Annotated in this window: 19 protein-coding genes and 1 other annotated feature; all 19 genes read right to left on the bottom strand. The window is 51.3% G+C overall.

The genetic code is table 11. The annotated features are described in order from the left end of the window. Positions 1–68: 68 nt before the first annotated feature. Positions 69–680 (bottom strand): Maf family protein, encoded by a 612-nt coding sequence (locus ACQKPA_RS18215; RefSeq protein WP_427493960.1) that lies wholly within the window; start codon positions 678–680, stop codon positions 69–71. 25 nt (positions 681–705) lie between these two features. Continuing rightward, the gene (locus ACQKPA_RS18210; RefSeq protein WP_071223415.1) at positions 706–948 is read right to left on the bottom strand and encodes a DUF4321 domain-containing protein; all 243 of its coding nucleotides are present in this window, start codon (positions 946–948) and stop codon (positions 706–708) included. Between the two features lie 127 nt (positions 949–1,075). After that, complete coding sequence (locus tag ACQKPA_RS18205; protein ID WP_427493959.1) at positions 1,076–2,461, bottom strand: SPOR domain-containing protein; 1,386 nt, start codon at positions 2,459–2,461, stop codon at positions 1,076–1,078. 216 nt (positions 2,462–2,677) lie between these two features. Next, complete coding sequence (gene murC, locus ACQKPA_RS18200) at positions 2,678–4,054, bottom strand: UDP-N-acetylmuramate--L-alanine ligase (protein WP_071223416.1); 1,377 nt, start codon at positions 4,052–4,054, stop codon at positions 2,678–2,680. Between the two features lie 6 nt (positions 4,055–4,060). Continuing rightward, the gene (locus ACQKPA_RS18195; protein WP_427493958.1) at positions 4,061–5,464 is read right to left on the bottom strand and encodes a bifunctional folylpolyglutamate synthase/dihydrofolate synthase; all 1,404 of its coding nucleotides are present in this window, start codon (positions 5,462–5,464) and stop codon (positions 4,061–4,063) included. Positions 5,465–5,472: 8 nt separating this feature from the next. Further along, positions 5,473–8,142: a valine--tRNA ligase gene (locus ACQKPA_RS18190; protein WP_427493957.1), complete on the bottom strand. Its 2,670-nt coding sequence runs from the start codon at positions 8,140–8,142 to the stop codon at positions 5,473–5,475. A 111-nt stretch (positions 8,143–8,253) separates the two neighbouring features. After that, positions 8,254–8,553 (bottom strand) — a binding site (T-box leader). Between the two features lie 247 nt (positions 8,554–8,800). Then, positions 8,801–10,159, bottom strand: a complete 1,359-nt coding sequence (locus ACQKPA_RS18185) for a LysM peptidoglycan-binding domain-containing protein (protein WP_427493956.1) — start codon at positions 10,157–10,159, stop codon at positions 8,801–8,803. Positions 10,160–10,322: 163 nt separating this feature from the next. Further along, on the bottom strand, positions 10,323–11,231 hold the full coding sequence (locus ACQKPA_RS18180; RefSeq protein WP_427493955.1) for an RluA family pseudouridine synthase: 909 nt from the start codon (positions 11,229–11,231) through the stop codon (positions 10,323–10,325). Further along, a complete protein-coding gene (gene hemL / locus ACQKPA_RS18175) occupies positions 11,228–12,523 on the bottom strand; it encodes a glutamate-1-semialdehyde 2,1-aminomutase (RefSeq protein WP_427493954.1) in 1,296 nt (431 codons plus the stop codon). The genes ACQKPA_RS18180 and hemL overlap by 4 nt, the downstream gene beginning before the upstream one ends. Before the next feature lie 36 nt (positions 12,524–12,559). Beyond that, entirely contained in the window at positions 12,560–13,558 is a 999-nt protein-coding gene (gene hemB, locus ACQKPA_RS18170) for a porphobilinogen synthase (RefSeq protein WP_216535374.1), read from the bottom strand. 54 nt (positions 13,559–13,612) lie between these two features. Then, positions 13,613–15,169 carry a uroporphyrinogen-III C-methyltransferase gene (cobA, locus tag ACQKPA_RS18165; RefSeq protein ID WP_427493953.1) on the bottom strand — a complete coding sequence of 519 codons (1,557 nt, stop codon included), beginning with the start codon at positions 15,167–15,169 and terminating at the stop codon, positions 13,613–13,615. A gap of 4 nt (positions 15,170–15,173) precedes the next feature. Next, positions 15,174–16,130 (bottom strand): hydroxymethylbilane synthase, encoded by a 957-nt coding sequence (gene hemC / locus ACQKPA_RS18160; protein WP_427493952.1) that lies wholly within the window; start codon positions 16,128–16,130, stop codon positions 15,174–15,176. 3 nt (positions 16,131–16,133) lie between these two features. Beyond that, entirely contained in the window at positions 16,134–16,793 is a 660-nt protein-coding gene (locus tag ACQKPA_RS18155; protein WP_427493951.1) for a precorrin-2 dehydrogenase/sirohydrochlorin ferrochelatase family protein, read from the bottom strand. A gap of 8 nt (positions 16,794–16,801) precedes the next feature. Then, positions 16,802–17,632, bottom strand: coding sequence for a cytochrome c biogenesis protein CcsA (gene ccsA, locus ACQKPA_RS18150; protein ID WP_427493950.1), 831 nt, complete (start codon positions 17,630–17,632; stop codon positions 16,802–16,804). An 18-nt stretch (positions 17,633–17,650) separates the two neighbouring features. Next, positions 17,651–19,057 carry a glutamyl-tRNA reductase gene (gene hemA / locus ACQKPA_RS18145; RefSeq protein WP_427493949.1) on the bottom strand — a complete coding sequence of 469 codons (1,407 nt, stop codon included), beginning with the start codon at positions 19,055–19,057 and terminating at the stop codon, positions 17,651–17,653. A 339-nt stretch (positions 19,058–19,396) separates the two neighbouring features. Next, positions 19,397–19,795 carry an adenosylmethionine decarboxylase gene (gene speD / locus ACQKPA_RS18140; RefSeq protein ID WP_427493948.1) on the bottom strand — a complete coding sequence of 133 codons (399 nt, stop codon included), beginning with the start codon at positions 19,793–19,795 and terminating at the stop codon, positions 19,397–19,399. 290 nt (positions 19,796–20,085) lie between these two features. After that, positions 20,086–20,676 (bottom strand): non-ribosomal peptide synthetase module, encoded by a 591-nt coding sequence (locus tag ACQKPA_RS18135; protein WP_427493947.1) that lies wholly within the window; start codon positions 20,674–20,676, stop codon positions 20,086–20,088. A 214-nt stretch (positions 20,677–20,890) separates the two neighbouring features. Next, the gene (gene yihA, locus ACQKPA_RS18130; RefSeq protein ID WP_427493946.1) at positions 20,891–21,535 is read right to left on the bottom strand and encodes a ribosome biogenesis GTP-binding protein YihA/YsxC; all 645 of its coding nucleotides are present in this window, start codon (positions 21,533–21,535) and stop codon (positions 20,891–20,893) included. A gap of 17 nt (positions 21,536–21,552) precedes the next feature. Beyond that, positions 21,553–23,889: an endopeptidase La gene (gene lon, locus ACQKPA_RS18125; RefSeq protein ID WP_427493945.1), complete on the bottom strand. Its 2,337-nt coding sequence runs from the start codon at positions 23,887–23,889 to the stop codon at positions 21,553–21,555. Positions 23,890–23,929 lie beyond the last annotated feature (40 nt).

Here is a 23,929-nt window from a genome sequence, read left to right as displayed (position 1 = left end):
AAGATTTAAATCAGCAGGTCACCGAAACTTCAGGATACCCCTACATTTCGAATGCCGTTGTTCTATATCTATGAATCGGTGAGTACATCCATCCCCATTTCAGACAGCATGTCCGACAGCAGAGAAAGCGGCAGGCCGACAACGTTAAAATAGTCGCCTTCGATTCCTTCCACGATGGTTGCACCCAAGCCTTGAATCGCATACGAGCCCGCTTTGTCAGCAGGTTCCCCGCTCTTTACATAAGCCGCGATCGCGTCATCACTTAACGTTTTCATCTTTACGGTTGTCACACGGTGAGCGACCTTGGTACGACCAGATTCCCGGTCGACACAAGCCACGCCCGTGTACACGAGGTGAGCCCGTCCTTGAAGCATGGACAACATCCTTGCCGCGTCGGCTTGATCCTCCGGTTTCCCGAGGACAAGATCATCGACAACTACAATCGTGTCGCTTCCCACAATGATACCATCTCCCGGATCATCCGTCAGCTTTCGGAGAACCGCTTCCGCTTTACGTAGTGCCAGTGACTCCACAATTCGCTCTGGCGACCACCCGTGCGGAGTGTCCTCGTCAGCTTCACTAGGCATAATCTCGAATGGGATACGAAGGGAGGCAATCAATTCCTGACGCCGAGGAGAGGTGGAGGCCAATATGATACGGCGGTTTCTCTTCTCATTCAAGGGGGATAATCTCCTTTGTCATGTCTTAGAGCCTGCGGTATAACCAAAGCGCTGCTATAATGCCAAGCAGACTGAGCAGGCAAAAGTTAAGTTCAAGGTTAATGTCATAACGAATAATGTCAAAATCAGCGCTAGGCGACCACTTAATCGGTGTAGTCGACGTTAAAAACGACAAAGCCTTAACAGGTTGAAGCGCCTTGGCCAGCCATGTTCCCGTCAGCCACCCCAGCAGCAAAAACAAGATGAGCATTCCTTTGTTTTTCTTCATGCATCCTCTTCCCTCGCCATATTTTGACACCCTAATTATTATACGGTGAATCGATAAGCAATACAAACAGAAATCCGGCAGGGGGAACTATTTCCAGTTCCGAGCCGGATTTGACGTAAATTTGAATTTATAGGCCATCCAGGAGTTTCTTTTGGCCCATGACATAGTTCATCATGCCCGTTTGAATCTCCCACAAATGCCCCTTGGATTGATTTTTGTTATATTCAGAGAGCGCTGTGATCGAACTGTTCATGGATTGCTCCATCGCCGGCAGCACAGCCCCGGTCTCCGGACCCAAGCCGGCGGACAGCAGCTTCATCGATTGGATCCACTGCTGGTGCAGATTTGTGATCGCAGTTATATTCTCTGACGCCACCGCGCCGGCCTCCTGCTTCCCCAGCAGCGATGCCGATAGCGTACTCAACTCCGACACAAGCTCTCCGCTTATCGTGAAATAGTCCGTCAGCGTCTGCTCCTCGCCCGCAAAGGCAGCTGACTCTATATTAGGCAGCGCGATTTCTCTCACGTATAATTCGACGCCTTCGGCTTTAAGCTGATTGCTGAGCAGCTTGGCCTGCTCGCGGTCTGGAGATATGCCCGCATAAACACGGTTCTCCTCATCCAAATCTCCCCCAGCCGCAATACCGGACTGCAGCAGCTCCCCTTTCGCCTGCTCTGCCCGTTCCGGCGTGCTGAACACACCGTACTGAAGCATATAGAAGATTTGACCCGGAATGCGTGCTGTCGATTCAGTTAACTCTGGTGCGAGTGATGCTCCCGTTCCCCCGGATGAATCAGCCGGTGCTTGGTTAACTGCATCATTGCTTTCAAGCTGCCCCGTTGCAGGATCCTCACCTGCATTGCCGCCGTTAAACATGGACAGCACCATATACCCAAACAGCAAACCCGTAACAACAGCCGCGGTCACGGATACAGCCATTTTCCAGAAGGAGGTAGGCTTGCGCGAGCGATAATAACCGTAATCATCGGCAGGTGACTCATGTAGATCTTTCTCGTGCCCGAGATTCCAATTCGAATCGTTTGCGCCCGGGCCCACTCTTCCGGAATACGCGTCATCATGAAGATCGTAGAGATCCTCAACCTCACGCATATCGTCATATGTATCGGCAGGTTCAGACCCGTTACCGAACGCCCCGCCCTCGACATGATCCAGACGTCTTCTTTCCTCAGCTAATCGCCCCTTGGACCGGGTATGACGCGAGGATCTCCATTCTTGTCCGTTCACATCCCGAGTGTCCTCCTCCCGGAGCGGCGAGACTACTCGCAGATGATCATGTTGCATGCTGCTCCTATGTTCGAACGAATTGCCCGCATCGGTAAACCGATCAGTCATTGTGTCAAACTCGTCGAATACGAGATGACGGTCATCAACTTGAGCATCGCGACTTGCGGGAACTTTTTGATGCGAATCCCGTTCATCACGCATATGATCCTTGTAGCTGTCCTTCGGCGGATCGTGATCGAAACGAATCGTCATTCGTGCTTTATTCATATCCACACACCTCACTTGTCCTTCTACACCTAGCTATATGATCAAGCTTGGCAACTTATGAGTGTGCGAAAATAAAACAAACAGGCTGATCAAGAAAGCATCTTTCTTGATCAGCCTGTGTTCTACTTATCGATCCGCTGCTTTGCCTCCGTTCTAAGACAAAAGCTCATGCAATCCCCTGCTGCAGCGAAGCAGCAAAGCATGCGTGCAATCCATTTACTTCTTGCCTTTAATAGACTCCGCTAAAGCAGCGCCGACCTTCCAAATATCGCCCGCACCCATCGTCAGAACCAGATCGCCTTCTTTTACTCGACCTTTGAGATCGCTCAGGACATCTTCTTTGGTAGGCAAATAGCGGGCACCGGCATTGCTGTTCTGGACAATCAGCTCCACCAGCTTACCGGAACTGATACCCTCGATCTGCTTCTCGCCGGCAGGAGAATAAATATCGGTGATAATCACCTCATCCGCTTCCCCGAATGCGCGGCTAAACGCATCCAGCAGGAAAAAGGTCCTCGAATACCGCTGCGGCTGGAATACGGCAATAATCCGTTTGCCCGTAGCTTTGGCGGCACTGATCGTAGCCTCGATCTCCGTCGGATGATGCGCATAGTCGTCAATCACCAGAATGCCTTCAGCTTCGCCCAGCACCTGGAAGCGGCGCTTAGCTCCGTTGAACTTGACGATGGCCTCTACAATCGCTTCGAACGAGATTCCGCCTTTCAAGCAGCATATCACCGTAGCCATGGCGTTGTAGACATTGTGTTTACCCGGTACGGACAATTCCACAGTACCCAGCTCCATGCCGTTATGAAGCATCGTGAAGCTGACGTGACGGTCGCCGAGCACCAGATTCGTTGCCGTATACTCTGCATCCGCATGAATGCCGTATGTGGTGACATTGCATTTTAGGTCAGGCAAAATCGCCTGAATGTTGTTATCGTCCGCGCAAACCACGGCCGTACCGTCTGCCTTGATCTGGCTGAGGAATTGTACATATGCTGCCTTGAGACGATTAAAATCCCCTTCGTAATTCTCCAGATGATCGGCCTCAATATTCAGAACAACGCCGAGCCAAGGGTGGTACTGAAGGAATGAACCGTCACTCTCGTCCGCTTCGGCCACCACGTGCTCGCCTTCACCGGCTTTGGCATTCGTGCCCACGTTCATGATTTCCCCGCCGATGATAAATGTCGGATCGACGCCGCACTCTTCCATTACGAGCGCAATCATCGATGAAGTGGTTGTCTTACCATGCGCACCCGCTACGGCGACCCCTTTGCGTTCGTTCAGAAGACGCGCCAGCATCTGCGCACGGTGAAGGACAGGAATGTTCAGCTTCTCTGCTTCGACCCGCTCCACGTTGTCTTGGGATAATGCCGTCGAGTAAACCACAAGGTCCGCGCCCTGGACTTGCTCGGCGGTATGTCCAATGTATATTTTGGCGCCTTTGGCCGCCAGCTTTTCTGTCAATTCTTGCGATGCCACGTCAGAACCCGTGACTTTATAACCCATCTCCAGCATAACTCTTGCAATGGCGCTCATCCCGTAGCCGCCAATTCCTATAAAATGAACATGTTCCGATGTATTCAACAGATATCACCAACCTTTTTCAGAATCGGAAAGGCCCAGGAGGTTGGAACGCACGTCGGCAATCAGGTACAACGTGCCCGACACCACCCCAAGATCCTCCGCTTCCGTCCGTGACTTCAACTCTTCAAGTGCGTTTTTCCAATTTGGTTCTATGATGATTTGCAGTGTATGTTTGGCGTATTTCTCCCTTACCTGCTCTACGATGTCACCAAGCGCCTTGGCGTCCAGTTTCTTCCGGAAATCCGGTTCAGTCAGGATAAGCGTATCCACTATTGGCAGTATATGCTGCAAATACGATTCATGATGCTTATTTGCCAGCATTCCCATCATTAAGTTCAGTTTTCGATACTTATAGATCTGCGGCAAGCTTTTGGCCAAGGTTTCAGCCCCTTCGGGGTTGTGCGCACCATCGAGAACAATCCGCGGGGAGGACTGCACTTGTTCCAGTCTTCCCGCCCAGAAAGTATCCTTAAACCCTGTACGCAATTCTTCATCATCCACGATGAAAGCCATATACTGGCGAAGCACTTCCAGCGTCATCATCGCAAGCGCGGCATTGGCGCATTGGTGCTCACCCTGCATCGAGATGTCCAGATCCATGTCCCGAAACGGACCCTTAAAACGGAAAGTCTGGCTTTCTTCGTTCCCGCGCAGCCGCTCATAGGAGAATTGTTCATCTACGAGATACAGACTTGTACGGTTTTTGACTACCGTTTGTTTCAGAATATCGACAGCCTCCGGCTGAGTTACCGTGCTCACCACAGGAACTCCAGGCTTGATAATGCCAGCCTTTTCCGTGGCGATCTCCTGAATGGTATCACCCAGAACGTCGGTATGGTCCATTCCGATATTCGTGATCACCGAAATGATGGGATGAACGATATTGGTCACGTCCAGACGACCGCCAAGTCCCGTCTCCCATACCACCACGTCCGGATAAGATACCTCGGCATAATACAGTATCGCGAGGGCGGTGGACACCTCAAACATGGTGGGCGATCCGAGCCCGGAGCCCGCAATTTCGGCTACAAGCGGCGCTAAGCGATTCGCGAGTTCAAGCAGCGTCTCTTCCGGTATGTCCTCGCCGTTATACTGAAACCGATTGGTAAACTTCGTAATATAGGGAGACGTGTAGGTGCCAACCGTGAATCCCCCATGAAGCAGAACCTTTGTTAAAAAAGCGCATGTGGAGCCTTTTCCATTCGTTCCGGCCACGTGAATAAATTTCAACCGCCGCTCCGGATGGCCGAGGAGCTCCATCAATCGCTGAATTCTATCCATGCCCGGGCGGATTCCAAACGGAATCAGCCCGTTGATCCAAGCTACCGCTTCCTCATAGGTATGGAACGGAGCTGCCACTGCAGCTGCCGAATGATCAACCATCGTTCTCACCTTCTGGTCCAGATTCATCTTGCCCTTTAGCCTCTCAATTCTTCGATGCGCGCAATCACTTTACTGCGTTTGTCCGAGTAATCCGCAAGCTTCGCCCGTTCTTCTTCAATCACCTTTTCGGGTGCTTTCGATACGAAACCAGGATTGTTCAGCTTCTTCTCCACACGCTCGACTTCGCTGTTCAAATGCTGAATTTCCTTCTCCAGACGCGTGATCTCCTGAGCGATATCGATCAACCCGGCAAGCGGCAGATACATTTCAACACCTGTTACCACGGCGGTCATCGCCTTATCCGGCGCCTCAAGCGCAAGGGAGGATTGATACTCCGACGTGTTGCAGAAGCGGCGAATATAATCCGCATTGCGATCGATAATGCTGGCAATTTGCTCGCTTACCGGCTTCAACTGGAGTTCCACTTTTTTGCTCATCGGTACGTTTACTTCCGCCCGGATGTTACGTACAGCACGGATGACATCCATCAGCAGGTTCATTTCGGTAACGGCTTCCGCATTCTCAAATGCCTCGTCATAGGTCGGCCATGAAGCCAACATCACCGTCTCGCCTTCATGCGGCAAATGCTGCCAGATCTCTTCGGAGATGAACGGCATGAACGGGTGGATCAAGCGCATCGTGCGGTCCAGCACATAGGCAAGCACCGACTGCGTCTTTTTCTTGGCCGCTTGATCCTCGCCATACAGGGACAGCTTAGCAAATTCAATATACCAGTCACACAGATCATCCCAGATGAAATTGTAGAGCAGTCGACCGGTTTCGCCAAATTCGTAGGCATCAATTAGACGCGTAATATCGCGGGAAGTTTCGTTCAGACGATGCAAAATCCAACGGTCGGCCGTTCCCAGCTCTCCCGAAATGTCGATATCCGCCGCCGTGAAGCCCTCCAGGTTCATGAGCGCAAAACGTGACGCATTCCAGATCTTGTTCGCGAAGTTACGCGCTTGCTCCACACGTTCCCAGCGGAATCGAAGATCCTGACCCGGCGTACTGCCGGTCGATATCATATAACGCATGGCATCTGCGCCATACTGTTCAATAACCTCGAGCGGATCGATGCCGTTGCCGAGCGACTTGGACATCTTGCGGCCTTCGCTATCCCGAACCAGACCATGGATAAGCGTATCTTTGAACGGCATTTGATCCGTAAATTCAAGCCCTTGGAAAATCATCCGCGAAACCCAGAACGGAATAATATCATAACCCGTTACGAGAACGCTTGTCGGATAATAACGTTTGAAATCCTCGCTGTCCAGATTCGGCCAGCCCATGGTTGAGAACGGCCACAATGCGGAGCTGAACCAGGTATCCAGCACATCCTCATCCTGTCTCAGATCGTCCTTGCCAAGCTTCGCGCGCGCTTCCTCTTCATTCATGGCAACAACCACTTCGCCCGTGGATTCGGAATACCACGCCGGAATCCGGTGGCCCCACCACAATTGACGAGAGATGCACCAATCGCGCACATTCTCCATCCAATGCAGGTAGGTTCGCTCGAACCGGTCAGGCACGAAGTTTACGCCCTTGCCGGATTTCTGCGCAGTAACGGCTGCTTCCGCAAGCGGCTGCATCTTAACGAACCACTGCGTGGACAGGTAAGGCTCGACCACCGCACCGGATCTTTCGCTATGACCAACCTGATGGACATGGTCTTCGATGCGAAGCAATACGCCCGATTCCTTCATGTCGCTGACGATCTGCTTGCGGCATTCTGCGCGGTCAAGGCCCTGGTACTTGCCGGCAAATTCATTCATCGTTCCGGATTCGTCCATCACGGTGATTTGCGGCAGATCATGTCTCAGACCCATTTCGAAGTCATTCGGATCATGGGCCGGCGTAATTTTAACCGCTCCGCTGCCGAAATCCTTCTCCACGTACTCATCGGCAATAACCGGGATCTCGCGGCCGACAATAGGCAGGACCAATGTCTTGCCGATCATGTCTTTATAGCGCTCATCTTCCGGATGAACGGCTACCGCCGTATCGCCGAGCATGGTCTCCGGACGGGTGGTTGCTACGGTAATGGAGCCGCTGCCGTCTTTCAGCGGGTATTGCAAGTGGTACAAATGGCCGTTGACCTCTTTGTACTCCACTTCGATATCGGACAAAGCCGTGCGAGCAGCCGGGTCCCAGTTGATGATGCGTTTGCCGCGATATATGAGCCCCTTATCATAGAGCTTGACGAATACTTCCCGAACCGCTTCCGACAACCCCTCGTCGAGCGTGAAACGCTCTCTGGAGTAATCGAGGGACAGGCCGATCTTGGACCATTGGTCACGGATCGTATTCGCATACAGATCCTTCCATTCCCACACTTTCTCCAGAAATTTATCACGTCCCAGATCGTAGCGGGTAACGCCTTCTTCGCGAAGCTTCTGCTCAACCTTGGTTTGCGTGGCGATGCCCGCATGGTCAGAGCCCGGCAGCCACAGCGCATCATAGCCCTGCATCCGCTTTACGCGAATCAGGATGTCCTGCAGCGTAAAGTCAAGGGCATGGCCGATATGAAGCATTCCCGTAACGTTTGGTGGAGGAATAACAATCGTATACGGCTCCGCGTCCGGTCGTTTGCCAGCTTCAAAGAAGCCGCCTTCCTTCCAGTACGGATACCATTTTTGTTCGGCTGCCTTCGGATCATACGTCGTCGGCATGTCTAACTGTGATTGGTTTTGTTTTTGATCCATATTTTCGTACCTCCGATACTGTTAATCAGTTTTGCCAACCCGAAACGTTTTAGCCTCCGGGCGTGGCCATGGATATCCATGTTTGCGTGAAACAAAAAAAGCCCTTCGTCCTCAAAGGACGAAAGACTGTTCTCTCGCGGTACCACCTTTGTTTCGTGCTTATAATAATTCATGAATCGTGTCCTCCCATGAAGAACATGAAAGGCCTGCGATCAAGCACGACACTTTACGCAGATAACGGCTGCGGCCGGCGAACTCTAACCAGGGTAGCGATCGATCCCTACTCTATCTCAAGTCCGCAACTCCGGGGCGACTTCGGCAAGCTGGTTCCTGCGGAATCTCACAGCGCTTGGTAGCAATTCCGCTCTCTGAAGGCCATACCTTCCTACTCTTCCCGTTCAACGTTGTTCTAGCTTATTGAAATACCTGTACATATTCTATTCAAATATACCGTGGTTGTTGCATATAGTCAATATTTCGAGTGTTTCCGAACGGTTTAGACATCATACCTGTCGATCCAAATAAATCTTATACGTTATAAAAAGAAGCCTCAGCTCGTCCATTCCCTCTTCTCCTAACCGATTCCCTGCCAAACAAAAAACAGGCCAAGGATATCCTACCTTGACCTGCTTGTTCTTATGCGATTGACCTCCGCCGATTACTGCGGAATGTATAATACCTGGCCTTCTTCCACATTCTGCTCGGACATGCGGTTATATAACAAAAGCTCTCGCGGCGTCAGTTGATAACGCTCGGCAATCACGTCGAGTGTCTCTTCACGCTGCACAATGCACATCCGGACCTTGCGGAAAGGCGTTTCCTCACGGCGGTTACCCAGGAACAGACTCTTCCACTCCACGTCCTCGGCCGTTGCGGAGTCAACCAATTCCTCCGTCTCTTCTTCCTCGTCCCGAGCGGCTTGATCCTGATCCTGAACCGTTCTGCTCGATTGAAGCAACGAAGAGAAGCCTACGCCCGATGCGCTGTTTGTGCTGCTGTTCTTCGTGTTGAAGGCCACCTTTAACTCCGGCTTGGTCGGAACCTCTTCGGCTTTAATGGAAACCTCTTCCGTTATATCATCCATATCCTCCGAAGGTACTGCTTCCTCAGCGAAAACAGGCTGGGCTTCCTCCGTTTCCACTGATTCCAGAACCGGAACGGCTTCAACTTCTTCACCCTTACGCTCAATGACACCAGGGAAACCGGCTGCCGGATCTTCTTGCTCCGGCTCGGGCTGGACCGAAGCCCGTTCGAATTGCCATACACTTGGAATCGACGACTCAGCTGCCTGAGCTTCCGTCTCATTATGTAAGGCATATTCGACCGTATCCCGGGCTTCAGGCGCACTGGAGATGCTAATGGTGCTGTCTGAGTCCTGTGAATCCCGTGTTTGGTTCTCATACTGCGCCCAGGATGCCAGATACTGCTGTGTGCGTGCATCCGACCCGGGCTCTTGGGCTCTGGTCTGAGCCTCGTTGAAGTAAGAAGGCGAAGTCGAGTTAGCGTCTGCATGAGTTCCGCCGCCATGAAGCTGTTCGTACGGGTTGGCTGCGAACTGCTGCTCCCCGTTCGAATACGAATCAGTCGCTTCAGGAGCATGTACCACTGTGAATTCCTCATTGGCCCATACTTGGTCACGGGCTCCCGGAGCCGCCGCCTGAATTCCTTTGAGCGACAGAACCCCTGTAATGTTCAAGCTGCGTTTGGATAACAAATCCACGTCAAAATTCTCGATCTCGACCGCGATGTCATCCAATGATGATACCCGGTTCATCGGGACCGTGATTTCAACCGGGATCCAGTGTTCGAGCGGCTCCGTCTCTCCTGCTTCGGTGTCACCTTTATACAGGCCTGCAAGAAGCAGATGACCCCGAAGCGTAGCCTGGTCCTGCTGACTGATCACCTGAATATGCGGGATCAACTCCGCCTCTTCCAATTCTTCGATTCCCGGCAAATCTTCCGTTAAATTAATACGCTCGTAAATATCGAACCGCAATCCGTAGGACTGGTCAAACACGGGAATGTCCTCCTTTTTGGCATATACTATCCGTGATCTGTCATCACGGCATGAGCCTAAGTTTTGCCACTCAATTTATCTATATGCCGAAAATAGGAGAGCATGACTTTTTTGCGAATTGTGCGTGAAAGTTACGGGTTCATTCAGGATCTTGCAAATTTTCTTAACGTTCCGATGTCTCTATGATTCGCTCTCTTAACTCCATCAGATCCAGAGGCCAGGGTGCATTCACCTCGATATTCTCGCCCGTGAGAGGATGAGTAAATAACAGACGTTCGCCATGCAGCGCTTGGCGCGGAAACGCCCCTGGTCCTCCGTATAAGAAATCTCCCAGAAGCGGATGTCCCATATGACTTAGATGCACCCGGATCTGATGCGTCCGGCCGGTTTCCAGTCGAATTTGCAGCAGGCTGGCTTTCGGATACACCTCGGATGATAGAATATGCGTGATCGCAGCCTGCCCGGTTAATGAAACCCTCCGACGGCTTGAATGATAGCGGTCTTTGCCTATCGGCAGATCGATTCTCTTCAAATCCTGAGAGACCCTCCCCTGAACGATAGCGGCGTATATCCGGACGATCTTCTTCTCCCGCATGTCCTCGTCAAGCTTTAGCTGCGCATATTCATTCTTGGCGTACAGTACGGGACCTGTTGTATCCTTATCCAGCCGATGAATATGCCGGACAGCCGTATGAATGCCTTCTGCTTCGTAATATGCGGCAACCACATGATTCAGGGTCGTCTCGCGGCTCTCGTTGTCCGGATGGACGGCCATACCGGCCGGTTTGTTCACGACCAGGCAGAAATCGTCCTCATACAATACATCAAGCTCCTGCCATCTCGGTTCGATGCCGTAATCCCGATAAGGAAAAAGGACCAGCCGAAGCCGATCCCCTCTCCATTGTATCCCCTGTTCATCACGAAGCTTACGGTACAGCTTCTCGGGCATACCGACCGTGTCCATAAGCCACTTGGCAGCGGCTTCGTTCCGGTCCGGCTGACTCAATAGCGCCTTGCCCGGCGTCGTCTCCAGCCATTCGCCGCGTTTGCTCCAATTCCCCCCGTAACTCATAGGCTTTTGAAGGCGTTGTAGTTGGCTTCAATGGTAGCATCGATATCTTCTACCGTATGAGCGCCCGAGATAAACATGCCCTCGAACTGGGAAGGAGGTACGCTGACTCCCTCTTGTACCATCGCTGCAAAATAACGGCGGAAACGATCCAGATCACTAGTCTTTGCCGTATCGAAATTGACGACCGGCGTATTCGTGAAGAAAGGACATACCATGGAGCCGATCCGGTTAATCGTAAGCGGGATACCGAATTCCTGAGCGTTACGCTCAAATCCTGCCTGAAGACGGGCTCCCCGCTCCTCGAGCTGTTCATAGACGGCAGGCGTCAGTAGGTTCAGGGTGGTGTACCCAGCCGCCATGGCGAGCGGATTACCGCTTAATGTTCCTGCTTGATAGATCGGTCCCGCCGGAGCAATCTGATCCATCAGCTCACGCTTGCCTCCATAAGCACCGACTGGCAGACCACCGCCGATCACCTTGCCCAGGCAGGTCAAATCCGGCGTAATGCCATAACGTCCTTGCGCGCAGTTCAGGTCAACGCGGAATCCGGTCATCACCTCGTCAAAAATAAGTACGCTGCCATAATCAGAAGTGACCTTGCGAAGACCTTCCAGGAATCCTGGCTGCGGCGGAACCACGCCCATATTGCCTGCCACGGGCTCAACAATAACGGCTGCAATCTCTTCGCCGAACCGCTCGAAGGCAAGCTGTACCGATTCCAGATCGTTATAAGGAACCGCAATGGTGTTGGAAGCAACGCTTTCTGGCACACCCGGACTATCAGGAAGTCCAAGCGTTGCGATGCCTGATCCCGCTTTGATCAGAAGACTGTCGGCGTGGCCATGATAGGAGCCCTCGAATTTAATGATTTTGCTGCGTCCTGTATAACCGCGCGCTAGACGGATGGCACTCATCGTTGCTTCCGTACCGGAATTCACCATCCGCACGACCTCGATCGACGGTACGCGTTCACAGACGAGCTTCGCCATCTTCGTTTCTAATAGGGTTGGAGCACCGAAGCTGGTGCCCTTGGCAGCTGTCTCCTGAAGCGCTTCAACAACCTCAGGATGCGCGTGACCCATAATCAGCGGCCCCCAGGAACCGACATAATCGATAAAGCTGTTGCCGTCGATATCATATACCCGGCTGCCTTCTCCGCGATCGATATAAATCGGGGTTAGTCCAACAGACTTAAACGCACGTACCGGGCTGTTAACACCGCCGGGAATATATAACTTCGCTTCTTCAAAAGCGGAACGCGACAAATCTTCTTTTCGCAAATCTTGGCTCATTGTATGCACTCCTAACTCTTTCATCGTTAATGGTTACTAGCTGCGCATCCAGCGTGCTGCGTCCTTCGAGAAATACGTAATGATAATGTCCGCACCGGCACGCTTCATCCCGGTCAACAGCTCCATCACAATCGCCTGCTCACTGATCCATCCCTGCTGAGCAGCCGCTTTAATCATGGAATACTCACCACTCACGTTATATGCAACAATCGGCAGATCAAACTGGTCTCTCAGCAATCGGACAACATCAAGGTAGGCCATAGCCGGTTTCACCATCAGCATATCGGCGCCTTCCAGCACGTCCGTCTCCGCCTCGCGAAGCGCCTCTCTCACATTGGCCGGATCCATCTGATAAGTTTTGCGGTCGCCGAATTGCGGAGCGGAATCGGCAGCCTCACGGAAGGGTCCGTAAAAGGCCGAAGCGTACTTAACGGAGTAAGACATGATCGGCACGTTATAAAACCCGGCTTCATCAAGTCCGGAACGAATGGCTTGGACAAAACCGTCCATCATATTGGAAGGTGCAATAATATCGGCTCCGGCTTTGGCCTGGGAAACCGCTGTACGGACAAGCAGCTCCAGCGACTCGTCGTTTAATACATCGCCGCAGGTGTGGCCGTCACGCTCAAAGGTATGCACCATACCGCAGTGGCCGTGGTCGGTAAATTCGCACAGGCACGTATCAGCAATCACCAGCAGATCGGGATGCCACGACTTGATGAGACGGGTAGCCTCCTGGACAATCCCGTCATCCGCAAAACCCGATGTGCCCACGCTGTCTTTCGTCTCGGGAATTCCGAACAGGAGCACAGCAGGAATGCCTAGACTTACGATTTCGTCTACTTCCTCTTTCAAGGTGTCAAGCGAAAAATGATAGACGCCTGGCATGGAGGAAATCTCGGATTTCACACCACTGCCATAGGTCACGAAGATCGGCTGAACCAGATCCTCCGTATGAAGCACGGTCTCGCGGACCATGCTGCGAATGCCGGCATTTTGACGCAGCCGACGATGGCGTACGATTGGAAAACTCATGACGTATACCTCCAAATGATGTAATTTCGTTCATGTATATAAGAGATTATGGTATTATGGCGCAACACGGCGTGGATCGTTCTCGTTCCAAATGCACAAGGCCTTAACCAGACTGTCGACCGTCGCTTCCTCGGCGAGGAGGGATACGTGCAGTCCGGCTTCTTCAGCCGTCTGCGCGGTTAATGGTCCGATGCAAGCAATCGTCGAACCTTTCAACAGTTCGACTGGATCTGCCACGCCCATCCCCTTCAGCACCTTCAGCAGATTGGTAACCGTAGATGAACTGGTGAACGTAACGGCGTGAATGCCTCCATCTTCAAGCAGCTTCAGCAGCTCATCATCGTCCTCGCCGCACAGCACGTTCTCATAGATCACGGCTTCCGTGACGTGCAGTCCCATTTCCGTCAGCTTCTCCGGCAGCCACTTGCGTGCCAGATCGCCGCGAGGCAGCAGCACGCGCTGACCGGGCTGGAGCTCTGAACCGTAAGCATCGATAAGGCCTTCCGCCTGGTAACGCTCCTTGATAACTTCAGCCACTACACCGTATTGTCCAAGAGCATGAGCTGTTGCGGGGCCAACTGCGACGATGCGAGCCGAGGCTAAGGCGCGAATATCGCGACCATTCTCCTTTAGGTGGCGGAAAAAGAATTCGACTCCGTTCACGCTGGTGAAAAATACCCAGTCATACGTACTCAGCTTGTCCAGTGCTTGTTGAATTCCGGTAAGCCTCTCGCTCTTCGAAGGCATGACGGTTTCGATGACGGGAAACTCATAAGGCTCTCCGCCCAGTTCTTCGATTTGGGATACCAATGCACTGGCCTGGCTTCGCGTCCTTGTGACCAGTATTCTTTTTCCGAAGAGGGGCAGCCGTTCCGCCCACTTCAGGTGCTCCCGCTGAAGCACCACCTGTCCAACAACGATGACCGCAGGCGGCTGAAAATCCGCTGCCTTGACTCTGTCTTCGATGTCCGCCAGTGTCCCCGTCAGCGTATCCTGCTCTGCCCGGGTTCCCCATCTAATAAGAGCCACCGGGGTTTCCGGCGGTCGGCCGTGCTTGATCAGCTGACGACTGATATAACCAATCTTGGCCACACCCATCATAAAAATCAAAGTCCCCGTTGCATTGGTAACCTTGTCCCATTGAATCATTCGATCCAGCTTTTCGGGACTTTCGTGGCCGGTAATTATCGATAAAGACGAAGCATGGTCACGATGCGTCACCGGAATCCCGGCATAAGCCGGAACACTGATCGCCGAGGTGATCCCCGGCACAATCTCGTACATGATGCCATGACGGTATAACAGCTCCGCTTCTTCACCCACTCTTCCGAAGATCGTTGGATCGCCGCCCTTTAAACGGACTACCGTCTTGCCTTCCAAAGCAAAATCAACCAGCAGCTGATTGATCTGCTCCTGTTTCAACGTATGCCGATCCGGAAGCTTGCCTACATAGACCTTCTCCGCTCCGGGTTTCATCCATCGCAGCAGCCGAGGACTGGCTAATCGGTCATACACCACGACATCCGCTTTTTCAATGCATTCCTTGCCTTTAATCGTGATCAGGCGTGCATCGCCCGGTCCTGCTCCCACCAGATAAACCTTGCCTGCCATATCCTCAGCCCCTAACTTGTGCCAGTATCTTCTCCGCTCCTTTAGCTTTCAGCTTTTCAGCCACTTCCACTCCGAGCGATTCAGGGTCGGTTCCCTCGGCGCTTTCCTTCAGTATGATTTCGCCGTCAGGAGAACCTACCATTCCTGTTAATTGTATAACGTTTTGTTCTCGGCGGGAATCTCCGGCATCCACATTCTTCAGGACGGCGTAAGCCCCGATCGGCACCTGGCATCCTCCGTTAAGCTCGCTTAGAAACTTGCGTTCAGCCGCAACGGTTCGTGCGGTAACCTCATCATTATAAAGAGAGAGCAGATGCAGCAGGTCTGCATCGTTTTCGCGGCATTCAATTCCAAGTGCGCCCTGGCCGACGGCTGGCAGGCTAATTTCAATCGGCAAGTACGACGTGATCCGGTCCTCCCAACCCATACGCTGAAGACCGGCGGTCGCCAGAATGATGGCCTGAAATTCACCGTCCTCCATTTTGCGAATGCGAGAATCGATATTCCCCCTAATCCATTCGATCTGCAGATCCGGCCGGTAAGCCTTGAGCTGACTGGACCGGCGCAGACTGCTTGTCCCCACCTTGGCACCTGTAGGAAGGTCATCCAGCGTTGTTCCTTCTTTGGAGATCAGACAATCACGAGGGTCCTTTCTTGCCGGCACCGCGCCGGACACCAAACCTTCGGGCAGAACGGAAGGCATGTCCTTCATGCTGTGAACCGCCATATCAATCTCGCCGTCCATCATCGCCTGCTCGATTTCTTTGACAAACAATCCTTTGCCGCCTACCTTGGAGAGGGTAACATCTAGTATGCGGTCGCCCTTTGTGACGATTTTTTTGACGGTGAAGTCATAGTCCAGACCGTGCTCCTTGGCTAAACGCTTTAAGTCATCAATAACCTGTCCTGTCTGTGTCAGTGCCAGAGCACTTTGTCTACTGCCAACTACGATTGTGCGCATCTTTCATTCCTCCTGATTATTCGCAATCCACTGCTTGATCTTGTCCTCACTCCAGGGCACATAAGCTCCGCGGCGAATCTCTCCGAGCATATCCATGCGATATGCCTTGTGCAAAAGCCGCCTGCGTGCGTCAGCGGACTCCACCTCTTCCCTGATCATCGAACGCATCCTATATAAAAAATCCAAATAGTCCTCATACTCAGACCCGAACTGGACTTCGAGCTCGTCGCGTATCGCGCGTGCGGCCATCGGCCCTGCTCCTGATGTGGATACAGCCAGCGTAAGCCTTCCCCGTCGCAGTACCGTCGGATTGATAAACGTTCCGGCCTCGCCGTTGCTGGCCACGTTCACCAGTACGCCAAGACGATCGGCATCCTCCGCTATTTGCAGATTCAGCTTGCTGTCATCCGTTGCCGCATGGACCATAAACGCGCCTATCAGATCGTCTGATTGATACTTCCGCTTCGTCCATCGAAGAGTCTTCTCGCTCTCTAAACGTTGAAGTTTCTCGCTTCGTAATAAGGGACTTACAATATGTACGCTTGCTCCGGCATTCAGCAGGGTGACGGCTTTACGTTCCGCCACCTTGCCGCCGCCGACAATCAAGCATAAACGTCCCCTGCAGTTCAGCATAACGGGTACATAATGATCATCATACGCCATTTTTGCCATCACACTCCTGACCAACTATGGAAAGCGGACCACGTATTGAGAAAGAAATTCAAAATAATGAACCCATACCCGATTAAAGCCCATATGGCCGCTTCCCTGCCGGACCTTCTCCACAAGCGACGTTTGATGAAATAAACCAAATACATCGCAAGCGCCGTCATTGTAGACATGACTTTGATGTCCAAAAACAGGGTCCATCGTCCAGCCATGGCCACCGACATCACGGCCAAGATGAGCGACATGACCAGAATAATCGTCCCGGCCATCAGCGCTTTATAAGAATAAACATCCAGCTTCTCCAGACTTGGCAGCCTGCGCATCGTATCATTCCATTGCTTGTGCTTCAGTTTCCGGTGCAGGAACATATAAATCGCCGCAAACACGGCCCCGACAGTCAAAGCGGCGAAGCTGATACTCGCCAGGGCAATATGAATAAGCAAGAGACGATGTTCCGTCTCCCAGCTGTGCAATGCATTGTCTCCTGCCGTGAACCATAAACGATTGACCAGCATGACGCTAAACCCGACGAGGTTTATGAGCAGGACGGCAAATTCCGACCGCTTCATATATGCCAGGGCAATCGATGTGATCGATATGCAGAACGCCAGCAGGAACAGGAAGTCAAACAGCGTAAATACCGGAAAGTGGAAATGTCCGCCTTCCATCGCTCTGATGCCGATTCCGGTGAATTGTAACAGTGCAGTAATAACAAGAAGCCCTGTGCCTATCCGCTTCGCCACCGAATTGCGTGAAACGCAATCCGAGATATAAAACAGAAGGCTCAGGGCATAGATACAAATGCCGGTGATATAAATTAAGTTTAACAGCATGGGTTGTACTCACCCTCCTCAAAGGGTAGCTGGGGCCAGAGACACCTTAAGCGGTTTCTCTTCTGCCTGCTGATCTACAGCATTCTTCGGCCGTTCAGCTTTAACGGGTGCAGTTGCTTTCTTGTTGCGGCTGCGGGCTTCCTGCTCATTCTCATGGATCAAGCTTTCCAGCGCAAAGATTTGTGAAAAATAATCCAGTGCTTCACCGCCCTGCTTGCCGCCCGTCATTTCCTTAATCCGGTTAATGGGATCATGCATCATCTGATTAACGATGCTCTTGGTCAAACGACGGATGACTTTTCGCTGGCGTTCATCCAGTTCCGGAAGCTTGTTGAACAAGCTTTCCATCGTTTCTTCATGAATGGCATTCGACTTTTCCTGCAAGGCCCGAATCGCCGGTCTGACACCGAGCGTCTTCAGCCATGTGTGGAATGCATCCATCTCCTCTTGAATCATCACTTCAATCTTCGCTGCTTCTGCCCGGCGCATTTCCATATTGGTCTCTACAATGCCTTCCAGATCATCAATATCGTACAGGAACACATTGGAAACTTCCCCAACCGCCGGATCAATGTCCCGTGGCACAGCAATATCAATCATGAACAACGGGCGGGACTGGCGTTTCTTCATGCTCTCTTTTACCCGCTCCGCATTCAGAACATATTCATTCGAGCCTGTGGAGCTGATAATGATATCCACGTCATTCAGCAAATTCTTGGCTTCGGCAATGGTGCATGGCGTCCCTTTGAATTTGCTTGCAAGTTCCTCAGCACGGCTAAGCGTACGGTTGGCCACAATTACTTCAGCGGCACCGTTGGCATAAAGATGCTTCACGGTAAGTTCGCTCATCTTGCCTGCACCAAGTATCATCACTTTTTTATCGTTAAATGCCCCGAAAATCCGTTTACCCAGTTCCACCGCTGCATAGCTGACAGAGACGGCGCTCTCTCCGATCGATGTCTCCGAATGAGCCCGCTTGCCGAGCGTAACGGCTTGCTTAAACAACATATTGAACCAAGTACCCGTGGCATTCTGCTGCTGCGACGTCAAAAAAGCATTGCGCACCTGCCCCAGGATCTGCGTCTCTCCAATGACCATGGAATCCAAACCGCAGGTAACCTTAAACAGATGGGAAATCGCTTGTTCATCTTCATATATATAGAGGTGCTGTGTAAATTCTTCACGATTAATGCCGAACCACTGTTCCATAAAACTGCGGATAAAGTAGCCGCACATATGAAGGCGGTCTACCACAACATAAATCTCAGTTCGGTTGCAGGTAGCGACAATGACGCCCTCCAATACGCTCTTGGTCGAATTAAGCTGCTCTAACGCCTTGGGCATGTCTTCTTCCGAGAATGTAAAGCGTTCTCTGACTTCCACAGGCGCCGTGCGATAGTTCAACCCAACAACGACGATGTGCATTGCATGTTCACCTGCCTATTTCTCCGAGTAGTTTTGCCGTTCACAACGGACTTCCTTGACCTTGTTCATTATATCACAGTATGCTGAACAGCCTTGTCTATTTTATGAAATGTTTATGAAATCCCCATACTTCTTCGTTCCATTCATGAAGCTTTCTACCTGTTTGATCGCACCTTACTATTGTGGATATAGAACAGCTTAGATATACGTGTTATTTACTACGAAATCTCATTTCAGAGAACGTCTGCCTGGAATTCCGCCGATCTTCTCATGTTCTCAAAATAAATAACCATGGAAAAATCCATGGTTATCAGTATACGCATTTTTTAGAAGGCTGGATTAAACGAGTTCAGCCTGTTTCATCTCAGGCGTTTCCACGGTCATTTCGCCGAGTCCGCGCACAAGCTTCTTGACATAGCATTTTTCAGGTTTCAAAGCGGATACCAGATAGTCAATAGCCAACTGCGGATCTACTGTCTCCCCGCAGGTATAACAGTCAATCGCAGCAAAACCTCTCTCAGGGTATGTGTGAATCGAGAGATGGCTTTCCGACAGCAACACCAGCACAGTCGCACCTTGTGGTTCAAACTGCTTGGATTGGACGGACAATACCGTTGCTCCACATGCTTCAGCGGCTTCCACCATCTGAGCTTGTAAAAATTCTGCACTGTTCAATAGTTCAAAATCGACTCCCCAAGTATCAACAGCAACGTGTCTTCCGAAAGTTGAGTATTCCATCTTCCGGGTTCCCCCTTCCTAGGAATAAAATGTTTGAAAATTTCATCCGCTAGGACCTACGTCATTCACTTCCCGAGGGAATAATCTCTCGCAACATTACATGTCCTGAGTGAATCCTGGTTCCTATATTCTTTTCAACGAGATTAAAAATAACATCTATGACGCTTAAATGCAACACCTTTTTCGAAAATAACCCATAAATATTTTACAGCTCAATATATGTGCGTCTGAACTACTTGGTGTCATGAATCCAATAATAAAAAAAGCCGCCCTGTTACAGGGCAGCCTCCTTAGGCTTCTAGCACGAATAGGCGTTGATTAAACAGTCGCAGCCGCTCATCTATCGTCTTCGTAATAAGTTTATCATTCCCTGCTGCAATCCGCTGGTCCAGAAGCACGTTAATATGGTGCTGGATGGATTCGATCTCTTTCTCTGCTTCATTGCTGTTGAAGAGTCGCTGCAGCTCTCCTGCCGTATTCTTGTACTCATAAATGACAATGCTGTCGTTCCCGGCGACTTGCGTAATTCTGTGCACCGTTCCCGCGTGGTAGTCGTAGCTCATCGTAAAGCCGCGATAAATCCGATTCACTTTACCTGATCCCTTAAAAGCCGCAAACAGTTTGCGTACGGCATTTGTCAGATGGGGAGTAACCAATCGGCACGACAGCTCACAGACGTACAAGCCATTCTTGCGTTCAAAGGGCAAATGAACTTCTTCCCCGCTTTCATCTTCGAGCACAAACTCCTGCTCTCCGCTATCCATGACTTTTACCCGGTTAGTAACCCGGAAAGCTTGGGTATATTGCAGAAATTGATCCATTTGAATATCCGTCATTTGCATTGTGGCATTAACATATTCTGTGGCTAACCGCTGAGCCATAAAAATCTCCCTCAATTCTTTTAACTTACTACCATTATACAGCAGATCCGAGCGGTCTTTCCTGCTGTTCGAACGAGAATATCCATCATATTTCATAAAAAAACGGAATTAGCCGGAATCAGAGCGATATTTCCCTCAAGATGCTCACTTTCCTGTAAAGAATACACCGATTCCCTATATTACCCTCGAAAAAAACATCAAGAAATCAACCGGATCAGGATTGCTCATTGCCTTCCGTTTCCGAATCCAAATATGTCTCTTCCTCGTCATCCTTTGTCCCCATGTGGGACTCCATGATGGCCCATAACTCATCTTTACCCAAACCGAGTTCGGATGAAAACATGACAAAAGAATGATAGGGTTTGAAGCCAAGTGTATCCTTCACAATCTTTACATGCTTCGCACGGCGTGTTTTCGGAATCTTGTCCGCCTTGGTCGCGACCACGCATACCGGCCGGTTATAATGCTGCAGCCATTCATACATGCTAATATCGTCTTTTGAGGGCGGGTGACGCATGTCCACAATCAATAATACAAGCTTCAGTTCTTCCCGGCTGAGCAAATATCTCTCAATCATTTCGCCAAATGCCGCACGCTGGGTCTTGGATACCTTCGCATAACCATAGCCGGGAAAATCGACCAGATACAGGTCGTCGTTCACCCGATAATAGTTGAGCTGCTGGGTTTTCCCCGGTGTTGCACTGGTACGGGCCAGGTTCTTACGGGATATCATACGGTTAATCAGTGATGACTTGCCCACATTGGAACGCCCTGCCAGAGCAATTTCCGGCAAGGCGTCTTCAGGATATTGAGCAGGTACGACAGCACTGATGACAAACTGAGCTTTCGTAACTTTCATAATTTAGACTTTCCTCTCTAGTGCACTCCCGCTTGTTCAACGAGCGCATGCTCCAGAACCTGATCCATATGGGATACCGGAACGAACTCAACGTCGTTCTTCACGCTGTCAGGGATATCACGCAAGTCACGTTCGTTATCCTTAGGGAGTAATATTTTTTTGTAGCCGGCACGGTGGGCTGCCAGGGATTTCTCTTTCAAGCCACCAATCGGAAGAACGCGTCCCCGAAGTGTAATTTCCCCCGTCATGGCCACATCACGGGCTACATGCCGTTTGGTTAAAGATGAGATAAGAGCCGTCGCAATCGTAATGCCGGCTGAAGGGCCATCCTTCGGAATGGCTCCCTCCGGGATATGGATATGGACATCCAGCTTCTCGTGGAAATCCGGATCAATGCCCAGTTCTACCGCTTTTGATCGGGTAAAACTGAAAGCGGCTTGAGCCGATTCCTTCATCACATCGCCAAGCTTACCCGTCAAGGTCAGCTTGCCGGTACCAGGCACCACGGTTACCTCAATGGTCAGTGTCTCGCCGCCCACTTCCGTCCATGCAAGCCCTGTTACCGTGCCCACTTGATCTTCAAGCTCGGCCATGCCATAGCGAAACTTCGGAATACCGAGATATTCCTTAATATCGTCAGCCTTAATCTCAATGGATTCCGATTGATTGGTGACGATCTGTTTGGCGGCTTTGCGGCACAACGCAGCCACTTGCTGCTCCAGATTCCGCACCCCGGATTCACGGGTATACTCCCGGATCACCTTCATAAGCGCTTCCTCGTCCAGAATCAACTGCTCCGGCGTCAGCCCATGTTCACTCTTCTGCTTGGGCAGCAAATAACGATTGGCGATCTGCAGTTTCTCCAGCTCCGTATATCCTGGAATGTACAGCACTTCCATCCGGTCCAGGAGCGGTCTTGGAATGTTGTGAAGCACGTTTGCCGTCGTGACAAACATGACGTTGGACAGATCAAAAGGAATTTCCACGAAATGATCGCTGAACGTATTGTTTTGCTCAGGGTCAAGTACCTCAAGCAGGGCGGAAGACGGGTCGCCGCGGAAGTCGGACGCCATCTTATCGATTTCATCCAGCAGGAACACAGGATTCATCGACCCCGCCGTTTTCATGCCTTGAATGATGCGTCCCGGCATGGCCCCTACATAAGTACGCCGGTGGCCGCGAATTTCCGCCTCGTCTCTTACCCCGCCTAACGAAATGCGAACGAACTTGCGCTCCAGAGAGCGGGCGATGGACCGGGCAAGTGATGTTTTACCGACCCCCGGAGGACCCACCAGACATAGAATAGGCCCTTTCATCTTCTTCACCAGCTTTTGCACCGCCAGATATTCCAGCACGCGCTCCTTCGGCTTCTCGAGACCGTAATGGTCCTCGTCCAGCACTTGCTCCGCTTTGATGATGTCCAAATCATCCTCGGTCTTGTTGGTCCAAGGCAACGCCAACAGCCAATCGACATAGTTCCGAATCACGCCGCCCTCAGCAGAGCTCGCCGGCATTTTCTCGAGTCGGTCGATTTCCTTCTCTACCTTTTCGTGTACGCGCTCGGGCAGCTCAAGCTCCTGAAGCTGACTTCGGAGTTCCTCTACTTCCCCGGCACGGCCTTCCTTGTCGCCAAGCTCTTTCTGAATGGCCTTCATCTGTTCGCGCAAATAGTATTCCTTCTGGGTCTTCTCCATTTGCTTCTTGACTCGCTGGTTGATCTTACGCTCCAGCTCCAGCACTTCACGCTCGTTATTCAGTATATCTAGAAGTTTCTCGAGCCGTTTGCGAACATCAATTGTTTCGAGAATTTCTTGCTTATCCTTGATCTTCAGTGACAAATGACTCGTGATGACGTCTGCCAGTCGACCCGGCTCATCAATATCGGAAACGGCCGCCAGTGTCTCTGGTGTCACCTTCTTCGAGAGATTGATATAATTCTCAAACTGAGACAGTACGGTTCGCATTAATGCGGAAACTTCGGGGTCATGGTTCTCTTCTTCGGGAAGTTCCCGAGCAATGACCTCATAGTATTCCTCTTGATCCGTATATTCAATAACTTCCGCCCGTTCCATACCCTCCACTAGCACACGTATGGTACCGTTGGGAAGCTTAAGCATCTGGCGTACATTCGCAACTGTGCCAATCCGAAAAATATCATCCTGCGTCGGTTCTTCAATGTTCACTTCCGATTGAGAACATAGGAGAATCAAATTGTCTTCAACCATCGCCTTTTCTAAAGCCTTTACCGACTTCTCCCGGCCTACATCCAAGTGAAGCACCATGCTTGGATAGACCAAAAGACCTCTCAAAGGCAGTAAAGGAAAACGACGACCTTTGGATTTACTGGGTCCCATCGCTTTCGCACCTCCAATGGCTCTCAATGTTGACACTATT

Origin of the sequence: Paenibacillus sp. NPDC093718 (assembly GCF_050279985.1) — a bacterium.
Classification (GTDB): domain Bacteria; phylum Bacillota; class Bacilli; order Paenibacillales; family Paenibacillaceae; genus Paenibacillus_AQ.
Note: the sequence above shows the minus strand (reverse complement) of the source record. Positions and strands in the feature narration are given on the sequence as shown.